Origin of the sequence: Streptosporangium vulgare (assembly GCF_042428775.1) — a bacterium.
GTDB classification, from domain to species: Bacteria; Actinomycetota; Actinomycetes; order Streptosporangiales; family Streptosporangiaceae; genus Streptosporangium; species Streptosporangium vulgare.
The window spans coordinates 244493-266053 of record NZ_JBHMBS010000001.1; the positions used below are offsets into that span (position 1 = coordinate 244493).

The window sequence follows — 21561 nt, forward strand, 5'->3', positions numbered from 1 at the left end:
CCAGGACACCTCCCGGTAGCCTGTATCACAGGGGGCTCGTGCTCACCGCAGCGGGTGCAGCGCTTTTTCATCGCGCGCCACGCCCAGTCACATATCCGGTCGGGGGGCCGGAGGCTGCAATGTGCATCAGGAAGGTTGAGCTGTGTCCGAGGAAGTGCGCGTACGTGAGGGCCGGAGCCGGAGCCTGGCCCAGGCGCTCGAAGAGCATCTCACCGAATGGGCCGAGCGCACCGGGATCACCGTCGAGATCTGGGCACTGCCCACCCGGGACGTCCCGCCCGTGGTCGCCGGAGCCGTGCTCGGCGCGCTCGGCGAGGCGCTGGCCAACGTCGAGCGGCACAGCGGTGCCCGCGTCGTCTCCGTCGCCGTCACCCTCGGGCGCGGCGGCCTGCGCATGACGGTGAGTGACAACGGTGTCGGCTTCTTCGGAGAGGCGAGGGGCCGGGGCATCGCCGCCATGCGCGCCCATTTCGAACGGGTCGGCGGCTCGTGCGGCGTCAACGGCGTTCCCGGCGAGGGAACCACCGTCACCGGAGTGGTGCCCCGCCAGGACTAGCCGGGATCGGGCGCCCGCCCGCGGGAGCGGCGTCCGGATGTCGAGGTCTCCCCAGGTCAGGGAGACGGTCGCGGGACGGGCCCGGACTCGGAGAGGAGCGGGCCCGGACTCAGGGAAGCGTCAGGATCTCGTGGCCGGTCTCGGTCACCAGGATGGTGTGCTCGAACTGGGCGGTCCGCATGCGGTCCTTGGTGACGGCGGTCCAGCCGTCGGGCCAGATGTCGTAGTCGATGGTGCCGAGCGTCAGCATGGGCTCGATCGTGAACGTCATGCCCGGCTCCAGCGTGACCGCGAGTGACGGGTCGTCGTAGTGGGGCACGATGAGGCCCGAGTGGAACGTGGTGCCGATGCCGTGACCGGTGAAGTCGCGGACCACGCCGTAGCCGAACCGCTTGGCGTAGGCCTCGATCACGCGGCCGGCCACGTTGAGCTGGCGGCCGGGGGCGACGGCCTTGATGGCCCGGTTGGTGGCCTCGCGGGTGCGCTCGACCAGCAGGCGCGACTCCTCGTCGACGTCGCCGACGAGGAAGGTGGCGTCGGTGTCGCCGTGCACGCCGCCGATGAAGGCGGTGATGTCGATGTTGACGATGTCGCCGTCGCGCAGCACGGTGTCGTCCGGGATGCCGTGGCAGATCACCTCGTTGATCGAGGTGCACAGCGACTTGGGATACCCGCGGTAGCCGAGCGTGCTGGGATACGCGCCGTGGTCGCAGAGGAACTCGTGGCCGATCCGGTCGAGCTCGTCGGTGGTGACGCCGGGGGCCACGTGCCTGCCGACCTCTTCGAGCGCCTGGGCCGCCAGCTTGCCCGCCACCCGCATCCGCTCGATGATCTCGGGGGTCTTGACGTCGGACTCCCCGGTCTTCGGGACCTTCTTCCCGACGTACTCCGGCCGCTGGATGTGAGAGGGAACCTTGCGGATGGGGGAGATCCGCCCGGGCTGGAGCAGTGTCGTCATGGTCCCCCAGTCTAGTTGTGCTTCTCACTGGGCAGTATTGCCGCATGAGTGATCAATGGTGGTTCTGCCTGACGCACATGGCCGTCGAACCCGACGACGGATGCCCGAACAAGGACCGGATGGGACCGTACCCGACCCGCGAGGCCGCGTCGGCCGCGCTGAAGACCGCGGCCGACAGGAACGAGGAGTGGAGGAAGAACGACCGCGCCTGGGACGGCGACGACTGAGGCCGCGGCCGGTCGCCAGCCGGTCGCCGACCGGTCAGCCGGCCGTCCTTGACGGCGGACGCGCGGGCGAGGAAGGTCGCCGGCCGTCCTTGACGGCGTACGCGCGGGCGGGGGAGGTCGCTAACCGTCCACGACGGCGTACGCGCGGACGGGGAACGTCCCCAGGCCGGCCAGCAGCGGTGGCGCGGCGTGGAGGCGGAACCCGCTGCCGGGCAGCGCGGCCAGCCCCGTCATGTGCTCCACGATCGGGATGCCCGCCGCGAGCAGCAGCGTGTGCGCGGGACGCTCACCGCGGGGCGGGGTGTCGTCGATGTTGAGACTGTCGATGCCGACGAGCGCGGGGCCGCGCTCCGCGAGCCAGCGGGCCGCCTCCGGTTCGAGGTAGGGGTGGCCGTGGAAGTACGCCTCGGTGCCGAAGTGCCGGTCCCAGCCGGTGTGCAGGAGTACGGCCCTGCCGCGCACGTCCAGCCCCGCGAGCCGGTCGAGCCCCACGGAGGGCGCCCCCTCGGCCCGTACGACCAGGCCCGGCAGGTCGGCGAGCGACTCCAGCGGCATCCCGGCCAGGTCGGGCCCCTGCGGGTAGCGGTGGTAGGGGGTGTCGAGGTAGGTGCCGGTGTTGGCGACCAGCTCGACGCTGCCGATGTGGAACTCCGTGCCCGGGGCGTAGACCTCGCGCGAGTCCTCCCTGCTCAGGTGCACGCCCAGGCGAGGGCCGGGGACGCCGGGGTAGGTGATCATCCCCTCGGTGATGCGGTGGCTCAGCTCGACCAGCCGGGTCACGGCACGCTCACCCCCTTCCGGCTCGCGCGGGACCCGGCCATCCTGCCGATCGCGACGAGGCCGATCACGCCCCAGACGACGTTGAGGATCGCCGAGGGCCAGGCCGCGAGGTAGGCCGTGTTGACCATCAGCGCGACCGCCCCCATCAGGTTGATCACCTGGTAGGGCATGCCGTCGCCGGCCATCCTGGACATCGACACCATGGCGTACCCGTACAGCATGAGGGCGGCGCCGGCCCAGCCGAGCAGGTTGACGAAGAGGGACACCGGGTCACGCGCCCGACGGGGAGAGGTTCATGGCCCCATGATTTCCGCCCCGCTCCCTGAAGGGCAAATAAAGTTTTCTTAATGTCCACGTAAGCTGAGCTGCATGGATATCGATCCCCGGCGGCTGCGGGTGCTCCACGAGGTCGCCCGTCGCGGCGGTGTCATGCGCGCGGCGGAGGCGCTCCACCTGACGGCCTCGGCGGTCTCGCAACAGCTCGCGCTCCTGGAGCGGGAGGTCGGACTCTCCCTCATCGACAGGTCACAGCGCCGGGTCGCCCTCACCCCCGCGGGCCGGGTCCTCGCCGGATACGCCGAGCGCGTCGAGGAGGAGCTGGGCGAGGCGAGGCGGGAGCTGATCCGCTTCACCGAGCGGCTGGCCGGGCCGGTGGCGATCGCAGCCTTCCCCACGGTCATCCGGCACCTGCTGGTGCCCGCGCTGGGCAGGCTGGCCGAGCGCCACCCCCAGATCACGCCGCGGATCCAGGAGCTGTACGGGGCGCCCGCGCTGCGGGAGCTCCGCCTCGGCGGGGTCGACCTCGCCCTCACCGAGCAGGACGCCGACAAGGCCGGAAAGACCGTCGCGGCGCAGCAGTCCATCGTCTCCCACCCCCTCTACGTGGACGAGTACCGGATCGTGGCCCCGCCGGGCTGGGCGGAGGTCCCGCGAGAGGTCGCCGACCTGGCGGGGGTGCCCTGGATCGCCGGGCCGCCGGACCAGGCCTGCGGCCACGCCCTGGAGCGGCTCGCCGCCCTGCACGGATTCACCCCGCGCCGGGTGCACATGATCCAGGAGTTCCCGCCCACGCTCGCCCTGGTCGCGGCGGGGCACGGGGTGGCGATCGTGCCGTCGCTCGCCCTGCTCGACGTCCCGGACGGTGAGGTCGTCGTCACCGGCATCACCAACGTGGGCGCCAGGAAGCTGGACGCGGTGACCCGCCTCAGCCGCACCCGCTCGGGCGAGCCCGACCCGGTGCAGGCCGTGGTCATCGCGGCGCTCAGGGACGCGGCCGAGGAGTTGTCGGGACGGCTCGGAGCGCGCTGGAACGCGTCCTAGCCGCGGCTCGGGCCGTTTTCCGAGGTGTTCCGGCCGTGTTCCGGAGGTTCCCGGAGGTTCCGACCGTGTTCCGGGGGGTACGGCCTGTTCGGCCTTGCCGCCCGGCCGGTGGTCCGCGGGGCTAGTCGGTGACCTGCGGGCCGCTGATCCGCTCCAGCAGCCTGGCCAGGCGGTCGCGCAGGCCGGGGCGGCGGCCGACCTCGCCCGCGGCCATGCTCACCAGGTGCTGGGCTCCGTCGAAGGAGAACGGCGCCCGCTCGGGGACCGTCAGCGCGTCGTGGGCCAGCCCCGTCAGATCCGGGTCGCCGCCGTCGAGGGCCAGGATCGTCGTGCCTGTCCTACGGGCGTCGCTCACCCGTTCCAGCAGCGCCTCGGGGGCGCGCTCCTCGGCCACCACGAACAGCGTCTCGCCCCGCCCGGCCCGCTCGATCCGCTCCAGCCCGACCCGCAGGTGCGCGGGCGCTCCGGGGGCGGGCGCCCAGCGGACCAGCGTCGGGGTGAGCTGGGGGATCCCGGAGATTCTGGCCTCGTCGCTCAGGTGCGCGGTCAGATGCCAGGGTTCCTCCTGAGGAGTGCCCACCAGCAGCAGCCCGCCGGGGGAGCGCGTCGCGCGAAGGGCGAGGCCCAGCTCACGGGTCCGCTCGACCCAGCCGGTCGAGGCCAGGATTTCACGCAGCAGCGTCACCGACCCAGCGTCCATCGCTCCATCGTGCCCCAGACCCCCCGCGCCGATCCCGGAAACGCGCCCCTGAGATGATCGGGGCAGGCGATATGGTCGCTGGAGTCCGGCCCTTAGGGGTCGGGGGACGATGAGGAGTGGTGAGTGAGCACTGACATTCCGGACGTGAGCAAGATATCGATCGGGATCCTGGGCGGGACCGGCGACCAGGGCAAGGGTCTGGCCCGGCGGTTCGCCCTCGCCGGTCACACCGTGCTGATCGGCTCACGGAGCGCGGGACGGGCTCAGGCGGCGGCGGAGAGCGTCGGCGGATCGGTGCGCGGCGCGGACAACCCGGCCGTGGCGGCCGAGGCCGACGTGGTGATCGTGGCCATTCCCTGGGACGGGCACCGCTCCACGCTGGAGTCCCTCCGCTCCGAGCTGGCCGGGAAGATCGTCGTCGACTGCGTCAACCCGCTCGGCTTCGACAAGCAGGGTGCCTACGCGCTCGCGGTCGAGGAGGGCAGCGCCGCCCAGCAGGCGGCCGCCGTCCTGCCCGACAGCCGCGTGGTCGCCGCCTTCCACCACGTCTCGGCCGTCCTGCTGCTGGACCCCGAGGTCGACGAGATCACCCTGGACGTGCTCGTGGCGGGTGACGACCGTGAGGCCACCGACATCGTCCAGGCGCTGGCGGGCCGGATCCCCGGCATGCGCGGCCTGTACGCCGGTCGCCTGCGCAACGCCCACCAGGTCGAGGCGCTGACCGCCAACCTCATCTCGATCAACCGCCGCTACAAGGCCCACGCGGGCCTGCGCGTCACCGACGTCTAGCGATGACCGTCATCCCGATGGCCGGGCGCCGGGCCGTCGTTCCACCGGTGGCCGTTGAACGGGCTGGCTGGTCGAACCGGTGGCCCGTTGAACGGGGTGGTAGGTCGAACCGGTGGCCGTTGAACGGGTGACTGATCGAACAGGTGCCCGCTGAACCGGTGGCCGGTCGAATCGGTGCCCGCGGAACCGGTGGCTGGTCGAGCGGATGGCCGGTTGAGCGGATTCGGTCCTTGAACCGGGCCAATCTTGCCCGATTGGATCTGACAAATAGCGCGTTAACCGGACATCCTTGGCGTATGACTGATTTTCGTCCGGAGACCCGCACCGTCCACCTGCCCCAGCCTCCCCTGAACGGCAGCCGTTCCATCACGATGCCGCTCTACCAGACCTCCGGGTTCGTCTTCGACGACCCGGCCGTTTTCGCCGACGGGATGGGCCGTCCGGACGGCGCCTTCGTCTACGGGCGGCTGTCGAACCCGACGGTCCGCTCCCTGGAGGAGGCCGTCGCCGGGCTGGAGGGTGGCGTCGGCGCCGTGGCCACCGGCTCCGGGATGGGGGCCATCAACTCCGTACTCCTCGGCCTGCTGGAACCCGGCGACCACCTGATCGCGCAGAAGCCGCTCTACGGCGGCACCGCCGCGATGATCAACGACCTGGTGGGGCGGTTCCGGATCGAGGTCTCCTACGTCCCCGAGGACGACCCGGCGGCGCTGCGCGAGGCCGTGCGGCCGGAGACCAAGCTGGTCTACCTGGAGACCATCGCCAACCCGGTCACCCAGGTCGCCGACCTGCCGGGCATGTGCGCCGCGGCCCGCGAGGCCGGGCTGGTCTCGGTGGTCGACAACACCTTCGCCTCCCCGATCCTGTGCAGGCCGATCGAGCACGGCGCCGACATCGTGGTGCACTCCACGACCAAGTACCTGAGCGGGCACACCGACGTGCTCGGCGGGATCGCCGTCTTCGCCTCCGACGAGCTGTACCGCAAGGTGTGGTACTTCACCACCAAGCTGGGCACCACCGCGGACCCGTTCGCCGCCTGGCTCACCCTGCGCGGCATCCAGACGCTGCCGCTGCGGATGGAGCGTCACTGCTCCAACACCCGCGAGCTGGCCACCCGCCTGAACGCCCACCCCGCCGTCTCCGTCGTGCACTGGCCGGGACTGCCCTCGCATCCCTCGTACGAGCTGGCGGCCAAGCTCCTGCCCGACTTCGGAGGGGTCTTCTCCTTCGACCTGGTGGGCGGGCGGGAGGCGGGGGAGCGGTTCATGAGCTCGGTGAAGCTGGCCCTGCTGGCCCCGTCCCTCGGCGGCGTCGAGACGCTCATCCTGCATCCCGCGACCACCTCCCACCGCTCCCTGACGGCCGAGGAGCTCGCCCGGCACGGGATCGGCGAGGGCACCGTACGGGTGGCGGTCGGCATCGAGCACGTCGAGGATCTGTGGGCCGATTTCGAGCAGGCACTCGCCTGACGTCGAGGGCAGCGGGGTCCGCGGTGTCTCCCGCACCGCGGCACGAGGCCGTCCGAGAGGCCGAGCGGTCATTTCAAGATCTTTTCATGGGGAGGGAGCACGCGTGAGCGTGTCGTTCGAGGACGTGGAGCAGGCCGCCGGGCGCATCGCGGGACACGTCCTGCGCACGCCGGTGGCAGAGGTGTCGCCGGGGCTGTTCCTGAAGCTGGAGGGGCTGCAGCACTCGGGGTCGTTCAAGGCGCGCGGAGGCTTCAACCGCGCGCTGGCCGCGGAGGAGATTCCCGAGGCCGGGCTGATCGCGGCGAGCGGGGGCAACCACGGCATGGCGGTGGCGTACGTGGCGCGCGACCTCGGCGTCCAGGCGGAGATCTTCGTGCCGACGGTGGCCAACCCGGTGAAGGTCGCCGGGCTGCGCGCGCTGGGCGCGAAGGTGACCCAGATCGGCGCCGTCTACGCCGACGCGTACGAGGCCTCGGTCAAGCGCGCGGCCGAGACCGGCGCCCTGGACATCCACGCCTACGACCAGGCCGAGGTGGTCGCGGGGCAGGGCACGATCGGCCTGGAGATCCTGGAGCAGACCGGGGGCGTCGACACGGTCCTCGTCGCGGTCGGCGGCGGCGGGCTCGTCGCCGGGATCACCGTCGCCCTCGGCGGCCGGGCCCGCGCGGTCGCCGTCGAGCCCGAGCTCATCCCGACCCTGCACCGGGCCCTGGAGGCCGGCGGGCCGGTCGGTGTCGAGGTCTCGGGGGTGGGGGCCGACGCCATGGGCGCCAGCCGGGCGGGCGAGATCGCGTACGAGATCACGAGCGCGGCGGGGGTGCGGAGCCTTCTGGTCTCCGACGAGGCCATCGTCGAGGCGCGGCGCGAGCTGTGGCGCAGGCACAGGGTCGCCGTCGAGTACGCGGGCGCCGCGGCGTACGCGGCCCTGCTGTCCGGCGTCTACACCCCGGCCCCCGGTGAGCGGGTGGCCGTCGTCGTGTGCGGCGCCAACACCGACCCCGCCACGCTCGCCTGACGCCTCGCGCGTTCCGTACGACGAAGGCCGCCCCGGCGCCGCCAGGTTCTCCTGGGGCACCGGGGCGGATCAGCGCCGGTCACCGGTTCCGCGACGCCCGGAGGCGGCGCGGTCCCGGGCGGTCAGCGGTAGCTGTGCTCGGCGGTGGGGAAGGCGCCGGTCGACACCTCGTCGGCGAAGCTGCGCACGGCCCTGTCCATCTCGTGGGCGAGGTCGAAGTACTTCTTGACGAACTTGGCGGGGCTGGCGGTCAGGCCCATCAGGTCCTGCCAGACGAGGACCTGGGCGTCGGTGCCCGGCCCGGCGCCGATGCCGATCGTGGGGATCGACAGGGACGCGGTGACCCGCTCGGCCAGGTCGGCGGGGACGCACTCCAGGACCACCGAGAACGCGCCGGCGTACTCCAGGTCCTTGGCGTCGGCCATCAGCTCGTCGCCCGACTGGCCGCGGCCCTGCACGCGGTAGCCGCCGAGGGCGTTCACCGACTGGGGGGTCAGGCCCAGGTGGGCCATCACCGGGATGCCGGCCGAGACCAGGGCCTCGACCTGGGGAAGCACCCGCCGCCCGCCTTCGAGCTTGACCGCGTGGGCGCCGGCCTCCTTCATGAAGCGGGCGGCCGTCTCCAGGGCCTGCTGGGGAGAGGACTGGTAGGAACCGAACGGCAGGTCGGCCACGACCATCGCGCGGGAGGAGCCGCGGACCACGGCCGCCGTCAGGGGCATGAGATCGTCCACCGACACGGGCAGTGTCGAGTCGTACCCGTACACGACCATGGCGGCCGAGTCGCCGACGAGCAGCACGGGGATGCCGGCCTCGTCGAAGACCCTGGCGGTCATCGCGTCGTACGCGGTGACCATCGGCCACCGCTCGCCACGCTCCTTGGCGGCGGCGACGTCGCGCACGGTGATCCTTCGTCCAGCCTGGCCGCCGTAGAGAGAGGTCGGCCGGTTGGTGACGGAAGAGGACATGGGACCTCCAGTGAAGTCTCGAGGCGCCCCTGTGGCGTCCCCGGACGGTTTCGATGATTGCACGCGTACGACAGGTTCAACAGACCCGACCGGCGTGGTAATCCAACGGGCGGTTGCGAGGGGCATGTGATGTTTTCGTGCTTTTAGTCCGATATATTCGCGCGCTCGCTCCGGTAACGGAGCGTAAGTGGTGGGTGTGTCCGGGCGGTGCCCCGGTGGTGAAGGCGCCTTCCGGTGCCGGGCGTCGTGCCGTGCGGCACGTTCGCGGGGGTGGCGCGGCCGGGGTGCGGGTGATGTGTGACACATCCGGGACGTTCGGCGGTACGGGCGCCCGGGTGGTGACGGGCGGGGACGCGCTGGCGTTCAAGGGATGACGGGCGGCGATGCGCGGGCGTTCGAGGGGTGACGGGCGGCGACGCGCTGGTGTTCCAGCGGTGACGGGCGGCCGGGCGCGGGCGGAGCGGGGCATGCCCTGGGGATTTTCGGCAGGCGGTGCGCGGTGCCTCGGCAGGTAATCCGGTGGCGGATGTGTCAGGGGCGTACGGCACAATGCTCGCGGAGGTAAGTAATCACAATGGCTTTCGAACCTTACCGCCGCCTGCTGGCTATCCCGGGCGTGCGGTCGTTGCTGCTGGTGGGGCTGGTCGCCCGTATTCCCTCGACCGCGGTCGCCATCACGCTGACGATGCACGTCGTCGACCCCAGCGGGCTCGGGCTCGGCTTCGCCGCGGCGGGCCTGGTGACCATGGCGAGCACGGTGGGAATGGCGGTCGGCTCGCCGCTGGCCGGAAGGTTCGTCGACAGCCACGGCCTGCGTCCGGTGCTGGTGGTCACCACGCTCGCCCAGCTCGCCTTCTGGTCCACCGCGTGGGCGATGCCGTTCCCCCTGCTGCTCGCGGCCTCGGTGCCCGCGGGGCTGCTCAGCCTTCCGGTGTTCAGCGTGATCCGGCAGTGCCTCACGGCGCTGGTCCCGGTCGACCAGCGCAGGATGGGCTTCTCCCTCGACTCCATGATCGTGGAACTCTCCTACATGGCCGGTCCCGCCCTGGCGGTCGCGGGGGTGACCCTCCTCGGCAGCGTGCCCACCATGGGCCTCGTCGCGGCCGGCCTGGTCGCCTCGGGGGTGGCGCTGATCGCGCTGAACCCGCCCGTCCGCTCGGACGAGGAGCTCCAGGAGGTGGCGGGGAGGGTCCCGCGGCGCCTGTGGCTCACCCCGGGCATGTTCGGGCTGCTCGGCACGGTCGTCGCGGCGACCTTCGTGCTGGCCGCCACCGAGCTGTCCCTGGTGGCGACGATGAAGCAGGACGGCGACACCGCGTGGATCGGCCTGGCGATCGGCCTGTGGTGCGCCTACTCGCTGATGGGCGGGTTCGTGTACGGCATGCTGCCCCGAGGGGTGTCGCCGCTGATCCTGATCGGCGCCATGGGGGCGCTCACCGTCCCCGTCGGGCTGGTCGGCGGTGACTGGCACTGGCTGATCCTGGCCCTGGTGCCGGCCGGGGTGCTGTGCGCCCCCGCGCTGTCCTCCACGATCGAGACCGTGATCCGCTGGGTGCCCGCCGGGGCCCGTGGCGAGGCGATGGGCCTGCACGGCACGGCGCTGCTGATCGGCGGGGGCTCCGCGGCGCCCATCGCGGGAGTGATCATCGACGGTCCCGGTCCCGGCTGGGCCTTCGCCGCCGCGGGGCTGGTCGGTGTGGTGATGGTGCTGGTCGCCCTGCCGTTCTGGCGGCGCACCGCGGCCGTGGTCGAGGAACCCGTCCCGGTGGCCGCCTGACCTCGGCCTTGCCCGGATCGGGGACGCGCCCGATTCGAGGACGTACTCGATCGCGGGTGTCGCCTGTCCGGGACGTGCCGATCCTGGGCGCCGCCCGTCCCGGCCTCGCCGCTCTCGGTCGTCACCCGGTCTCGGCCGTCCTCCGGTCTCGGTACGTCACTTCGAAGGGCGCATCCCGAATTCGGGACATTTCACGATAAATACGAAACGATACGGTTGCGTATCGTAATGATCGGCGCTACGGTGGTGTTTCGAAACTCAAGCGTATCGAATACGGGGCCTTCGTGGAACAACAGCTCGGTCACCCGCGGCGGTGGCAGATCCTGGGAGTGCTGGTCTTCAGCCTCCTGGCGGTCGTGCTCGACAACACCATTCTCAACGTCGCACTGAAGACGATCGCGGATCCTGCGGTGGGCCTGGGGGCCACCCAGAGTCAGCTGGAATGGGCGATCAACTCCTACACGCTCGTGTTCGCGGGCCTGCTGTTCACCTTCGGGGTGATCGGCGACCGCACCGGGCGCAAGCGCATGCTCATGGTCGGCATGGTGCTCTTCGGCCTGGCCTCGCTGGCCAGCGCCTACGCCCAGGACCCCATGCAGCTCATCGTCGCCCGCGCGTTCATGGGCATCGGCGGTGCCGCGATCATGCCGGCCACACTGGCGATCATCTCCAACGTCTTCCCCCCGCAGGAGCGCGGCAAGGCGATCGGCGTCTGGGCCGGCGGGGTGGGCCTGGCCGTGGCGATCGGCCCGATCACCGGCGGCCTGCTCATCCAGCACTTCTGGTGGGGTTCGGTCTTCCTGGTCAACCTGCCGATCGTGCTGGTCAGCATGGTGCTCATCAGCCTGGTCGTGCCCGAGTCGCGCGACCCCAAGCCCTCCAGGCTCGACCCGGTCGGCGTGATCCTCTCCATCGTCGGCCTCGTCGCCATCACCTACGGCATCATCCGGGGCGGGGAACTGGCCACGATCGCCAGCGCCCAGGTGCTCGTGCCGACCATCCTCGGCATCGTCGTGCTCGCCGCCTTCGTCTGGTACGAGCGCCGTATCGACCACCCGGCCTTCGACGTCACCTACTTCCGCGACCCGCGCTTCGCCACCGCGGTCGGCATGATCGGCATCGTGTTCTTCGCGATGATGGGCGCGATGTTCTTCCTGGTCTTCTACCTGCAGATCGTGCTGGGCTTCAGCGCCCTGCAGGCGGGCGCCCTGATGATCCCCTTCGCCGCCGCACAGCTGATCTTCGCGCCGCTGAGCCAGCAGATGGCCGCGCGCTTCGGAGGCAAGCTGAGCGCCACCGTCAGCATGGTCGTCGTGGCCGCCGCGCTGGCCTCCTACGCGCTGATGGACCACAACACCCCGGTCGTCCTGCTGGAGATCGTGTTCTTCGTCCAGGGCGCGGCGATGGCGAACATCATGCCCCCGGCGACCACCGCGATCATGGAGGCGCTTCCCCGGGAGAAGGCCGGCGTCGGCTCGGCCATGAGCAACACCGTCCGCCAGGTGGCCGGCGCGCTCGGCGTCGCGCTTCTCGGCTCGCTGCTCTCGGCCACCTACCGCGACCAGATCGCCCCCGCCCTGGTGGGCCTGCCCGACCAGCTCAGGCACCTGGCGGGCGAGTCGCTGACCGGCACGCTGGGCGTGGCCCAGAGCCTCGGCGCCCCAGGCGCGGCGCTGATCGAACCGGCCAAGCTCGCCTTCGTCGAGGGCATGCACATCACCGCCCTCGTCTCCGCGATCATCGCGCTGGTCGGAGCCCTGGTCGTGTTCAGGTGGCTGCCCGGCAAGCCCTCCGTGGCTCCCGCCCCTGAGGAGATCAGTCGAGACAGGGAACCGGCGGTAGTGTAGGAACGCTATGACGACCACCGATGAGATTCAGGCGGCCGGGGCTCGGACGCCCCGCCCGGCGGGCCGTCCCCGCAGTGCCAGGGCGGAGAAGGCCATCATCGACGCGGCCCTCGACCTGATCGGGGAGAGCGTGGGTATCTCCGAGCTGTCGATCGAGGCGATCGCGGCTCGCGCGGGGGTCGGCAAGACCACGATCTACCGGCGCTGGTCGAACAAGGAAGACCTGCTCGTCGACGCGCTGGCCACCCTCAAGTCGCCGCTGCCCCCGGTCGCGGGCGTCTCGGTCCGTGAGGATCTCGTCGCCTACGCGCGGGTGTTCCTGCGCGACGCGTGCGACGCGCGCAACCGCTGCGTGATGAACATCGCGATGAACGAGGCCGAGCGGCACCCCCGCCTGGTGGAGCGCATCCGCCAGGCGACCATCGAGCCGCGCAGGGCGGCGATCACCGCCCTGCTGCGGCGCGGCGTCACCACCGGCGAGCTGCGGACCGGCCTCGACGTCTCCATCGCGATGGCGAACCTGGTCGGCACCGTCATGTGGTACGTCCGCACCGAGGGTGTCGGCGAGTGCACCGCCTCCTCCGACCTGGCCGAACGGATCGTCGACCACCTCCTGGCGGGCCTCGGTTCCTGAGGCTCTCCCCGCACGCGGCCGTCCAGGACCTCTCGTACGGGCGGCGTCATGGATGTCGTGCCGAGACCCCGGCGGTGAACGCCGGGGTCTCGGCGTCTCGGGGTGCTCCGGCGTCTCAGGTCCGGTGCCCCGGCCTCCGGTGCCCCGGTTGTCTCGAACGTGAGGCGTCGTGTTCCCGCGCCGGGCGGAGACCGTCCCCTCGTCCGGTTCGGTCCAGATGCTTCGCGATCGGATTTCGCCCGGCTCGGCTTAGCGAGGCCCGACCTGCCCCTTTCCCGGCTCGGGCGCCTCGCGACCGGAGGTGAGGCGTCAGCCGCCGAGGTGGTCGAACTCGCCGAGCTTCACGCCCGCGATGAAGACGTCCCATTCGGCCCGGGTGAAGAAGAGCTTCGGCCCGCCGGGGTTCTTGGAGTCGCGCAGCACGTGCAGGGCGCCGAGGTCCGCCTTGTGCCCGGTGCGAGAGGCGCCGACGACGGCCACCTCGACGCAGTTGCCGCCGCTGGAGCCGCTCAGGGAGGATTTGCGCCAGGTCGCGCCGGTCAGGTCTGCTGCCATTCCGTCATCACCTTCGCTATGAGGTCGGCGCTCGCCCGCGCGGGCAGGGCCGCCGAGCGGACCGCTTCGTATCGCCTGCAGATCGCCGCCACGTCACGAGGATGGTCCGTGACGTGCCCTACGGCAGCGGACTCCACGAATACACTATCCAGGCTGCCCTCGGCGCTCGCAATGAAGAATCCTCCCTCCAGGCCCGCGATCGCACCGCCGGTCACGTAGGCGCCTTTGGGAACGACCTGGATGGAGATGTTCCTGCGCTCGGACGCGGTGAGAAGCGCGGCGAGCTGGTCGCGCATGATGTCCGGACCCCCGACGCCCCGGTGCAGGACTCCCTCGTCGAGCACGGTCCACAGCGGCGGAGGGTTGTCGCGCGCCAGGATCTTCTGACGCTCCAGGCGGGCGGTCAGCAGCTCCTGCACCCGCTCGTCGGTCACCCCCGGATAGGCCTCCAGGATCGTACGGGCGTAGTCGGGGGTCTGGAGGAGGCCGGGGACCAGCAGTGGGTCCCAGCCCCGCAGGGTGTGGGCCTGCCGTTCGATGTCCACCCAGGGGCGGAAGCGCGGCGGGAGGACGCCGTAGGTCAGCATCGGCCAGATCCGGATGAGCACGCCGTTGGCGTCGAGCACCCGGTCACACCGCTCGGTGAAGTCGAGCGACGGGTTGCGCCTGGCCCTCTCGACCATGCTGACCAGGCCGGTCGAATAGGCGATCTGCTGGGCCAGCTGCTCCTGTGACAGTCCGGCCTGATCACGCAGGCGGCGAAGCTCGGAGGCGAAGAAGGTGAGCGGGCTGGCCTCACCGTCCGGCTCAGGCAGGGCGGGCATCGCGGGCTCCTTTCCCGCGCCGGGGCCGCCGAGGGGCCGACGCGTGCTTCGTCATGGGATCACTACGAAAAGTAATGGCCCGTTGCCTTAATAGGAAGCGCGTATCCGGAACGCGGTGAAAAGTGCTATGGGTTCGCAGTCGAGGGCTCCGCCGGATGCATATTTCCCGGGCGGCCGCCAGCCTTTTCTTATCAACATCTTCAGTTGTTGAGAATTCGCGATAATCTGTTGGGGCCTTGTTTTCTGACGTCTCGCCCCGAGGAGGCCGGGTCGAATGGCGGAGTTTGTCGGCATTGATCCGGCGGGGGCGCGACGTCTCATCACCTCCATGGACGACGCCGTGCAGCGCGCCCGGACGCTGAGACCCTCGCTGTCGGCCTCCATCGCCGAAGCCGGCACCGACTGGCCCGCCGGACCGGGCGCCGAGGCGCTCGACGGTGTCGGACGTTTCCTTGACGAGACGCGGCGGGATCTGACCTGGCGGATCCAGACGATCGAGCGCGTCGAGGGTGCCACTTCACAAGGAGGCCTCAGAGCGGCGGAGTTCGCGTTCGGCGACGCGGAGGCCGCCCGGACCGCCGGAACACTCGCCGGAAAACGAACCCTGGCGGCATGGCAGGCATATCAGAGGGATCCCAGCGTCCAGAACTGGGAGAAGGTCCAGGAGGCGCTCAGGGAAGGGAAGGGTAAGACCGTCGACGCCGCCTATTCGGCGGGACTGCTGACCACGCTGGGCACAGGCGCTTTCGCGGGCATCTTCGCCGCGGTGAGCGTGAGAAACCAGAACGACGCGCGTGGTTACAGCCCGGTCGACCTGGCGAAGGCGAAAAAGGACCTGGGCCCGCTGGCTGAGGCGTTCGCCTCGACGGACGCGGCAGGCACCCTTCCCAAAGAGCTGCGCGACCGCGCGTTGGGAGATCTGCCCATCGCGGACATGGCGGCGCTGCTCGGCCTGGCCCGCCAGTCGCGGGAATTCCTGGTCCAGGCCGGAACCGCACTCGCTCAGCGGAGCGGTCATCGTGAAGACGAGGAAGACTGGAACACCTACTGGCTGGTCAAGGCGTTGAGCCAGAACGGTGAGGCGACCCAGGAACTGCTTGCCTCCGGCGACAACGCCACACTGTTGCTGCGTCCCGAGGTGGTCAACGACGGGGGCCGCCCAGGATTCAAGAAGTTGCTCGCCACCGCCTTGGACAAGGCGCTGGCCCCCGGCGCGGGAGCCGCCACTCTCCGCAGGGATGCCTGGATCAATGTCATCAAGGTGTTCGGGGACAAGACGGCATGGCCATCTCTGCTCCCCGAACCAAGCAAGCTGGAATACTTCCCGCCTCTGGACGGCCAGCCGTCGGACAAGCGTTATCTCCCTGGCGACACCAAGGTAATACCTGTTCCTTCCCCGATTGGCCAGGTCCTCGCCAGGCACATCTCCCAGTATTTTCCCGAACTCGCCGTCGTCTGGAGCAGAGAACACGACTCTCTACCGGTGGCCCCGGGTGAGGGGTGGCGGAATCTCGACGCGGAATCGGTGGTGAACTTCTTTGGCGGGCTCTTGCGTGATCCGGCGGCGCTGTCACCACTCAGAAGCGGATATGGCGACTTTCTAGAAGATCTCGATCTGGGTAAGGAACATCCGTTCGGCAACGCGTCCACGGAAGAGGGAAGAGAAGGGCAGCGCCGAGCTTTCTACGACAAGGCGGTAAGGGCCGGGGCGCTCGCCTCGTTGTTTTTCAGTGGTTTACACGAGGCTGATCTCGACGCGGAGGAAACTCGCAAGTTCACTGTTGAGTTCTTGTTTCTCCCTCTGGACGCGCTGGTTGGCGGCTGGGCGGGTCATCTCCTTGCGGACTCCGTCCTGGCTGGGGCGGCGGCGTCCAAAGCCGTCGATCTCACCTGGAAGAACACCCTGCAGGACGAGATCGAGAATTTTCTGGACGAGGGATCGCCTGAAGAGGCATCGGATCTGGTTGATGTGCTTGTCGACGGCCAGCTATCTGCTTTCAACGCCTCGCGTGAAAGTCACGGCCAGCCGCCACTCGGTGAATCGGATCTCCGCCAGCTCAAGGACATTTTCTACGGACGACTGGAACCGGTACTGGAAGCGGCCCTGAGAGTGCGCGGAGGATGACCGATGGCTGAGCATGCTGAATTGCTGCGTCTCGCGAATGAGAAAGAGCTGCTCGCAGACCGCTTCGATGGCTATGTGAAGAATCTGACGACGCTGTTCGATCAGATCAAGACCGAGTCGGTCCACGGCGAGCGCACCTGGACGGGGCCTGCGGCCCAGCGCTTCGATCATGACGTCGTTTGACGGCGATCGGACATGGACCGGCTCGCGGAACAGTGCCGAATGGCTGCAGGGAACCTGAAACGCTCTGCTCTGCGGCTTCGAGATCAGGCACGCCTTCTCGGAAATTCCTCGTGACTACTGGCTCGCCGGAAGGCAGTCAGTTTTACCTATCACTTCGATGTTGGGTTGGGAAGACTGTACGAGGACGATGAAGGTGATGCCTGGATCTTCTTTATGAAGGATCACGAAACTTCGCCCGGGCTGCACCCAGCTGGAATTCCGGTCAACTTTGTAGCCGACACGCATGAGTGCGTCCTGCAATGGGCGAGTGGTTAGGTCGGCTAACTGTGCGGGAGTGTACTGGTTGTCTTTCGCAAAGTCGCCGCTGAGCTGGTGAAAGCGAAATGCGGTGCCCTTTTCCGAGCAGCTTGTAAAATCGTTTCCGTCTTCCCCGGTTTTGTCGACGATTCTCTTGTTGACAGTGGGGTGTAGATATTCAAGCTTCCTGGCGTCCTTGGCCAGCGTTTGGGCGGCTTGGTCCAAGGTGGGGCCACTGGCGCCGCAGCCGACGGCCAGAAGCAGTATCAGGGCACATCCCGCGACATGACGCACCCTGTCGACTGTACTGATCGTTTCCCCGGCGGGGGAGCCCGACGTCCGGAAACGGCCTGGACGTCAGGTGGTGGTCTCGCGCCAGCGGTTGGTGATGGGGAGGCGGCGGTCGCGGCCGAAGTTCTTGGGGGTGATCTTCGGGCCCGGGGGATACTGGCGCCGCTTGTACTCGGCCAGGTCGACCAGGCGGATCACCCGGGTGACCAGGGCCGGGTCGTGTCCGGCGGCGACGAGTTCGGCGGAGCCCATGTCCTTCTCGACGTAGTCGTCCAGCAGCCTGTCGAGGATGTCGTACTCGGGCAGGGAGTCGGTGTCGCGCTGGTCGGGGCGGAGCTCCGCGCTGGGCTCCTTCTCGATCGAGCTCTCCGGGATCGGCGGCACCGCGAAGCCGTGCAGGAACTCGCCCGACCGGCCCGCCTGGGCGTTGCGCCAGCGCGACAGCTCCCAGACGAGGGTCTTGAGCACGTCCTTGATGGGCGCGAAGCCGCCCGCCGAGTCGCCGTAGAGGGTGGAGTAGCCGGTGGCCAGCTCGCTCTTGTTGCCGGTGGTGAGGACGAGGTGGCCGTGCTCGTTGGACAGGCCCATCAGGATCATGCCGCGCACCCGGGCCTGGAGGTTCTCCGCGGCCAGGCCGGAGAGCTCGATCTCCTTCTCGAAGCCGCTGACGATGTCGGCGATCGGCACGGTCCTGGCGTTGATCCCCTGCCGGTCGACCAGCTCCTGGGCGTCGCTCACCGAGTGGTCCGAGGAGTAGCGGGAGGGCATCAGCACCACGTGCACCCGGTCGGGGCCGATGGCGTCGGAGGCGATCGTGGCGGTCAGCGCCGAGTCGATGCCGCCGGACAGGCCGAGGATGACCGACCGGAAGCCGTTCTTGGCGACGTAGTCGCGGACCGCGAGGACCAGCGCCGAGTAGACCTCGGCGGTGTCGTCGAGGTGCTCGGCGATCGTGGGGGCCTGCGGCTCGTACGGCTCGACGGGACGGGCCGACAGCTCCAGCCGCTCCACCGTGATCACGGTGCCGTCGCCGGCCTCCACCTGGAAGGTGCCGAGTCCTCCGTACCTGGCCTCGGGCAGCTCCAGGTCCGTGATCAGCAGCTCCTCCGAGAAGCGCGCCGCGCGCGCGACCAGCTCGCCGGAGGCGGAGACGACCACCGAGTCTCCGTCGAAGACCAGCTCGTCCTGGCCGCCGACCTGGTTGACGTAGGCGAGCGCGCATCCCGCCTCGCGGGCGCGCCTGGCCACCAGGGCGAGGCGTACGTCGTCCTTCTCCCTCTCGTACGGGGAGGCGTTCGGCACCACGAGCAGCCCGGCTCCGGCCTCGGCCACCACCGCGACGGGGCCGCCCTCCTGCCAGAGGTCCTCGCAGACCGCGATCGCCACGTCGACACCGTGCAGCCGGAAGATCGGCAGCCGGTCGCCGCGGACGAAGTAGCGGTACTCGTCGAAGACACCGTAGTTCGGCAGGTGGTGCTTGGCGGTCTTGACGACCACCTGTCCCCGGTGCAGCAGCGCGGCCGCGTCGAGCGGGGCGCCCTTGGGCTGGCCGACGCGCGGGGCGAGCCGCGCGCGGTCCACGTAGCCGACCACCACGGGGATCTCACCGAGTCCCGCCTCGTCCAGCCGTCGCGCGGCCTCCTCGATCGCGGCGATCGACGCCTCCACGAACGAGGTGCGCAGCACGAGGTCCTCGACGGGATACCCGGTCAGGAACATCTCGGTGAAGACGACCAGGTGTGCGCCGCGGTCGGCGGCGCGGCGGGTCCACTCGACGAGCCTGTCCGTGTTGGCGGCGAGGTCACCGACGGCGGGATTGCTCTGGGCCAGGGCGATGCGGAGTTGAGCCACGTGGCCATCCTATTGGGGCGCGTCCGGAGCCCGCCGTCCAGGTGATCCCTCCTCGGCCGCCGGTGGACGAGCGCGGACGTCCGGTGGTGACCTCCCGGCGTCCGGCGCTGATCACCGGCCGCCTTCCGTCGTCGGGTGGCCCGGCTCACGCTCCGGTCCTTTCCCCGGTCCTCTCCCGGTACGGGGGCCGTCAGAAGCCGCTCAGGGGCCGGTCAGGGCTCTCGGCCGGTGGCGGGCCGATATCGCCGATATTAAGGCCCCCCGTGGGACTGAGGTCGCGAGCGACAGCCCCGATCGGGAGGCCTCACCTCTCCCTCGACATCACACGACGCCGCACGAGGTCACGGTGAACGTCGGCCGCGGGACCGTCCGGTGCCCGGCGGGCCTCCGGCGAGGTCGTGCGCGGAACCGCGGTGACCACGAACGCTCGAACCCGGGAGCCGGGGCCACCCGCCGGGTTCGCGACCGGCGGGTCCGGGTCTTCCCGGGTGTCTCCGTTCTTCGTTCTTCCCGGGTGTCACTGGGATCACCGGGATCGGGAGCGCGTCGTGGCCGCGCTCGTCCTGCTCCGCCGTCGGATCGGCGCCGCCGTCCGATCACGGTCGCAGGACGTGACGGTGCTCGTCGGTGACGGCGTCCCCGGCGTCCCCGGCATTTTCGGTGTCCCCGGCGTCCACGGCGTCCACGGTGTCCCGGGTGTCCCCGGCGTCCCCGGCGTCCCCGGCGTCTTCAGTGTTCCGGTGTCCCCGGTGTTCCGGTGTTCTTAGTGCGCCGTCCAGCAGAAGCGGGCGTATCCGGCGTCGTAGCCGTCCAGCCAACCTCTGTCGTAGTCGCTGGGTGGCCCGGCGGCGTAGCTCCGTGCCCTCCTGCGGCAGTCCTGTGCGGCGGCCCGGTAGCCGTTTCGGTATCCCCACCAGTAGTCCCTCGGGTCTTCCGTCGACGTGCTCGCGTCCGTCACGGCCTCTTTCTGCGCGGTGCTCGCCGCCACGCCCGGCTCGGGGTCCGGTGTGGCCGAGGCGGGTGAGAACGAGGCCGGCCCGAAGGCGAGGGCGGCGAGAAGCGCCGGACCGAGCACCATCAGCTGTCGCTTGCCATACATGGTCTTCTCCTTTGACCGGGCCGTGAGCAGGGTTCGCTCGACGGCCGTGAACAGGGAGAAAGATATAAGGCAATTCGTTCGGACTAAAGGACCGAACTGCTCATTTACCTATTTTCGGAGTAAGTTAAGAAGGGTCGGATTTTGCCTACCTTTTGTTCGTTTCTACAATTTTCGGGAAATTGTGATTTCTTGCTGGACATAGGAATTCATCGGCGTACGAACCGTAAAGGCCCGGTGAGGTCCGGGTGTGATGGGCGACGTGGCGGGAGAGCGCTCGACCCCGGCGGACGGGGATCTCGTCAGCCGATGACCCAGAGCAGTCCGAGGTTTTTCGCCCTGGCCGGCTCGGTCACCCGCTGGACCTCCCTGCCCGAGCGGGAGAGGACGACGATCGTGTTGGCGGCCGTGCCCTTGACGCGGACCGCCAGGCGGCCGTCGCTCAGATAGCGCGCGCCCAGCAGCCGCCCCCTGACCGGGATGGCGACCTTCGCGCCGGTCCTGGTGTCGTGGATCGACGGGGTGAACGACAGGGGCCAGGAGCCGTCGCCGCCCGGGGCGTTCGCGCCGATGGCGTTGACCACCACCCGGCGGCCGTCGGGTGACAGGCTCTCCACGTGGTTGGCGAGCCTGATGCCCGGGGCGCGGTGGGAGACCCGCCCCCTGGTGTCCAGGAGGTGGACTCCGTCGGTGTCGCCCGCGTACCCGGCGAGGGTCCTGCCGTCGGCCGACCAGGTCAGGTGACAGGGGCCGAGGGTCTTCCCGGCGTCGAGCCGGCCCCTGCCGTCGGCGCCGACCACGGCCACCGTCATCGCCTCGGCGGTGCCCTTCACCGGGTAGGCGATCCGCTTGCCGTCGGCCGTCCAGGCGGGGGTCAGGCAGGGGCCGCCGTAGGCGGCGTTCCTGGCGATCACCTTGTCCGTCACCCTGTTCGTGCCGGTCGCGGGAGCCGACGTGACGCGCAGCCTGTTCCTGTCGTCGATCCAGGCGACCTTCCGGCCGCCGGGCGCGACCGCGAACTGGCCCGCGAAGGACTCGCCGCCGACCGTCAGGCCGCCGGTCCAGCCTCCCCGGTGGGTCAGCACCTCGATCCCGCTCCTCCCGTGGCGGAAGTAGACGGCGCCCGAGACGGGAGCCGCCCCGTGTGCGGCGCTCCCGGAGCTCCCGGTGCTCGCGGTGCTCCCGGCGGATCCGGTGCTCCCGGCGGATCCGGCGAGCGCGGGAGTGGTGGCGGTGGCCGTCAGGGCGAGTGCGACGCCGGCGGCCAGGGCCCAGTGCTTCAAGGGGATCTCCTCGGGT

Annotated in this window: 22 protein-coding genes; 11 read left to right on the forward strand and 11 right to left on the reverse strand. The window is 70.0% G+C overall.

Translation table 11 applies throughout. The features are described from left to right. Positions 1-142 precede the first annotated feature (142 nt). Positions 143-556 carry a sensor histidine kinase gene (locus ACFFRH_RS01055; protein ID WP_344743301.1) on the forward strand — a complete coding sequence of 138 codons (414 nt, stop codon included), beginning with the start codon at positions 143-145 and terminating at the stop codon, positions 554-556. A gap of 109 nt (positions 557-665) precedes the next feature. Here the strand turns inward: ACFFRH_RS01055 and map are convergent, their stop codons facing one another. Next, entirely contained in the window at positions 666-1514 is an 849-nt protein-coding gene (gene map, locus ACFFRH_RS01060) for a type I methionyl aminopeptidase (RefSeq protein WP_386153315.1), read from the reverse strand. 44 nt (positions 1515-1558) lie between these two features. On the opposite strand from map, the gene ACFFRH_RS01065 reads away from it, so the two are divergent. Then, entirely contained in the window at positions 1559-1741 is a 183-nt protein-coding gene (locus tag ACFFRH_RS01065) for a hypothetical protein (protein WP_344743302.1), read from the forward strand. A 120-nt stretch (positions 1742-1861) separates the two neighbouring features. Here ACFFRH_RS01065 and ACFFRH_RS01070 read toward each other — a convergent pair whose 3' ends face one another. Then, the gene (locus tag ACFFRH_RS01070; protein WP_344743303.1) at positions 1862-2521 is read right to left on the reverse strand and encodes a cyclase family protein; all 660 of its coding nucleotides are present in this window, start codon (positions 2519-2521) and stop codon (positions 1862-1864) included. After that, positions 2518-2787 (reverse strand): CBU_0592 family membrane protein, encoded by a 270-nt coding sequence (locus ACFFRH_RS01075; RefSeq protein WP_344743304.1) that lies wholly within the window; start codon positions 2785-2787, stop codon positions 2518-2520. Before ACFFRH_RS01075 ends, ACFFRH_RS01070 begins: the two co-directional genes overlap by 4 nt. A 103-nt stretch (positions 2788-2890) precedes the next feature. Between ACFFRH_RS01075 and ACFFRH_RS01080 the strand changes: the two genes are divergently transcribed. After that, a complete protein-coding gene (locus ACFFRH_RS01080) occupies positions 2891-3841 on the forward strand; it encodes a LysR family transcriptional regulator (RefSeq protein WP_344743305.1) in 951 nt (316 codons plus the stop codon). A gap of 121 nt (positions 3842-3962) precedes the next feature. On the opposite strand, the gene ACFFRH_RS01085 is transcribed toward ACFFRH_RS01080, so the two are convergent. Beyond that, on the reverse strand, positions 3963-4541 hold the full coding sequence (locus ACFFRH_RS01085; protein WP_344743306.1) for a hypothetical protein: 579 nt from the start codon (positions 4539-4541) through the stop codon (positions 3963-3965). A 123-nt stretch (positions 4542-4664) separates the two neighbouring features. On the opposite strand from ACFFRH_RS01085, the gene npdG reads away from it, so the two are divergent. From npdG to ACFFRH_RS01100, 3 genes are all read left to right on the forward strand, one after another. Continuing rightward, a complete protein-coding gene (gene npdG, locus ACFFRH_RS01090) occupies positions 4665-5330 on the forward strand; it encodes an NADPH-dependent F420 reductase (RefSeq protein WP_344743307.1) in 666 nt (221 codons plus the stop codon). A gap of 296 nt (positions 5331-5626) precedes the next feature. After that, the gene (locus tag ACFFRH_RS01095) at positions 5627-6799 is read left to right on the forward strand and encodes a trans-sulfuration enzyme family protein (RefSeq protein ID WP_344743308.1); all 1173 of its coding nucleotides are present in this window, start codon (positions 5627-5629) and stop codon (positions 6797-6799) included. Between the two features lie 103 nt (positions 6800-6902). Further along, complete coding sequence (locus ACFFRH_RS01100) at positions 6903-7814, forward strand: threonine/serine dehydratase (RefSeq protein WP_344743309.1); 912 nt, start codon at positions 6903-6905, stop codon at positions 7812-7814. Positions 7815-7936: 122 nt separating this feature from the next. Here the strand turns inward: ACFFRH_RS01100 and panB are convergent, their stop codons facing one another. Further along, positions 7937-8782 carry a 3-methyl-2-oxobutanoate hydroxymethyltransferase gene (gene panB, locus ACFFRH_RS01105; RefSeq protein ID WP_344743310.1) on the reverse strand — a complete coding sequence of 282 codons (846 nt, stop codon included), beginning with the start codon at positions 8780-8782 and terminating at the stop codon, positions 7937-7939. A 574-nt stretch (positions 8783-9356) separates the two neighbouring features. Here panB and ACFFRH_RS01110 point away from each other — a divergent pair. From ACFFRH_RS01110 to ACFFRH_RS01120, 3 genes are all read left to right on the forward strand, one after another. Then, positions 9357-10559 (forward strand): MFS transporter, encoded by a 1203-nt coding sequence (locus tag ACFFRH_RS01110; protein ID WP_344743311.1) that lies wholly within the window; start codon positions 9357-9359, stop codon positions 10557-10559. 284 nt (positions 10560-10843) lie between these two features. Then, on the forward strand, positions 10844-12406 hold the full coding sequence (locus ACFFRH_RS01115) for an MFS transporter (protein WP_386153324.1): 1563 nt from the start codon (positions 10844-10846) through the stop codon (positions 12404-12406). A gap of 7 nt (positions 12407-12413) precedes the next feature. Then, complete coding sequence (locus tag ACFFRH_RS01120; protein WP_344743313.1) at positions 12414-13040, forward strand: TetR/AcrR family transcriptional regulator; 627 nt, start codon at positions 12414-12416, stop codon at positions 13038-13040. A gap of 309 nt (positions 13041-13349) precedes the next feature. Here the strand turns inward: ACFFRH_RS01120 and ACFFRH_RS01125 are convergent, their stop codons facing one another. Together ACFFRH_RS01125 and ACFFRH_RS01130 are read right to left on the reverse strand one after the other, a co-directional pair. After that, positions 13350-13595, reverse strand: coding sequence for a DUF397 domain-containing protein (locus tag ACFFRH_RS01125; protein WP_344743314.1), 246 nt, complete (start codon positions 13593-13595; stop codon positions 13350-13352). After that, entirely contained in the window at positions 13580-14419 is an 840-nt protein-coding gene (locus tag ACFFRH_RS01130) for a helix-turn-helix domain-containing protein (RefSeq protein ID WP_344743315.1), read from the reverse strand. Before ACFFRH_RS01130 ends, ACFFRH_RS01125 begins: the two co-directional genes overlap by 16 nt. A gap of 274 nt (positions 14420-14693) precedes the next feature. On the opposite strand from ACFFRH_RS01130, the gene ACFFRH_RS01135 reads away from it, so the two are divergent. Further along, complete coding sequence (locus ACFFRH_RS01135) at positions 14694-16544, forward strand: hypothetical protein (RefSeq protein ID WP_344743316.1); 1851 nt, start codon at positions 14694-14696, stop codon at positions 16542-16544. A 3-nt stretch (positions 16545-16547) separates the two neighbouring features. After that, complete coding sequence (locus ACFFRH_RS01140) at positions 16548-16727, forward strand: hypothetical protein (RefSeq protein ID WP_344743317.1); 180 nt, start codon at positions 16548-16550, stop codon at positions 16725-16727. A 114-nt stretch (positions 16728-16841) separates the two neighbouring features. On the opposite strand, the gene ACFFRH_RS01145 is transcribed toward ACFFRH_RS01140, so the two are convergent. The 4 genes from ACFFRH_RS01145 to ACFFRH_RS01160 all read right to left on the reverse strand — a co-directional run bounded on the left by ACFFRH_RS01145 (position 16842) and on the right by ACFFRH_RS01160 (position 21545). Then, positions 16842-17318, reverse strand: a complete 477-nt coding sequence (locus ACFFRH_RS01145; RefSeq protein WP_344743318.1) for a hypothetical protein — start codon at positions 17316-17318, stop codon at positions 16842-16844. 63 nt (positions 17319-17381) lie between these two features. Then, positions 17382-19166: an NAD+ synthase gene (locus tag ACFFRH_RS01150; protein ID WP_344743319.1), complete on the reverse strand. Its 1785-nt coding sequence runs from the start codon at positions 19164-19166 to the stop codon at positions 17382-17384. Between the two features lie 763 nt (positions 19167-19929). Next, positions 19930-20265 (reverse strand): hypothetical protein, encoded by a 336-nt coding sequence (locus ACFFRH_RS01155; protein WP_344743321.1) that lies wholly within the window; start codon positions 20263-20265, stop codon positions 19930-19932. A gap of 299 nt (positions 20266-20564) precedes the next feature. Continuing rightward, positions 20565-21545, reverse strand: coding sequence for a TolB family protein (locus ACFFRH_RS01160; protein ID WP_344743322.1), 981 nt, complete (start codon positions 21543-21545; stop codon positions 20565-20567). Between the last annotated feature and the right edge of the window lie 16 nt (positions 21546-21561).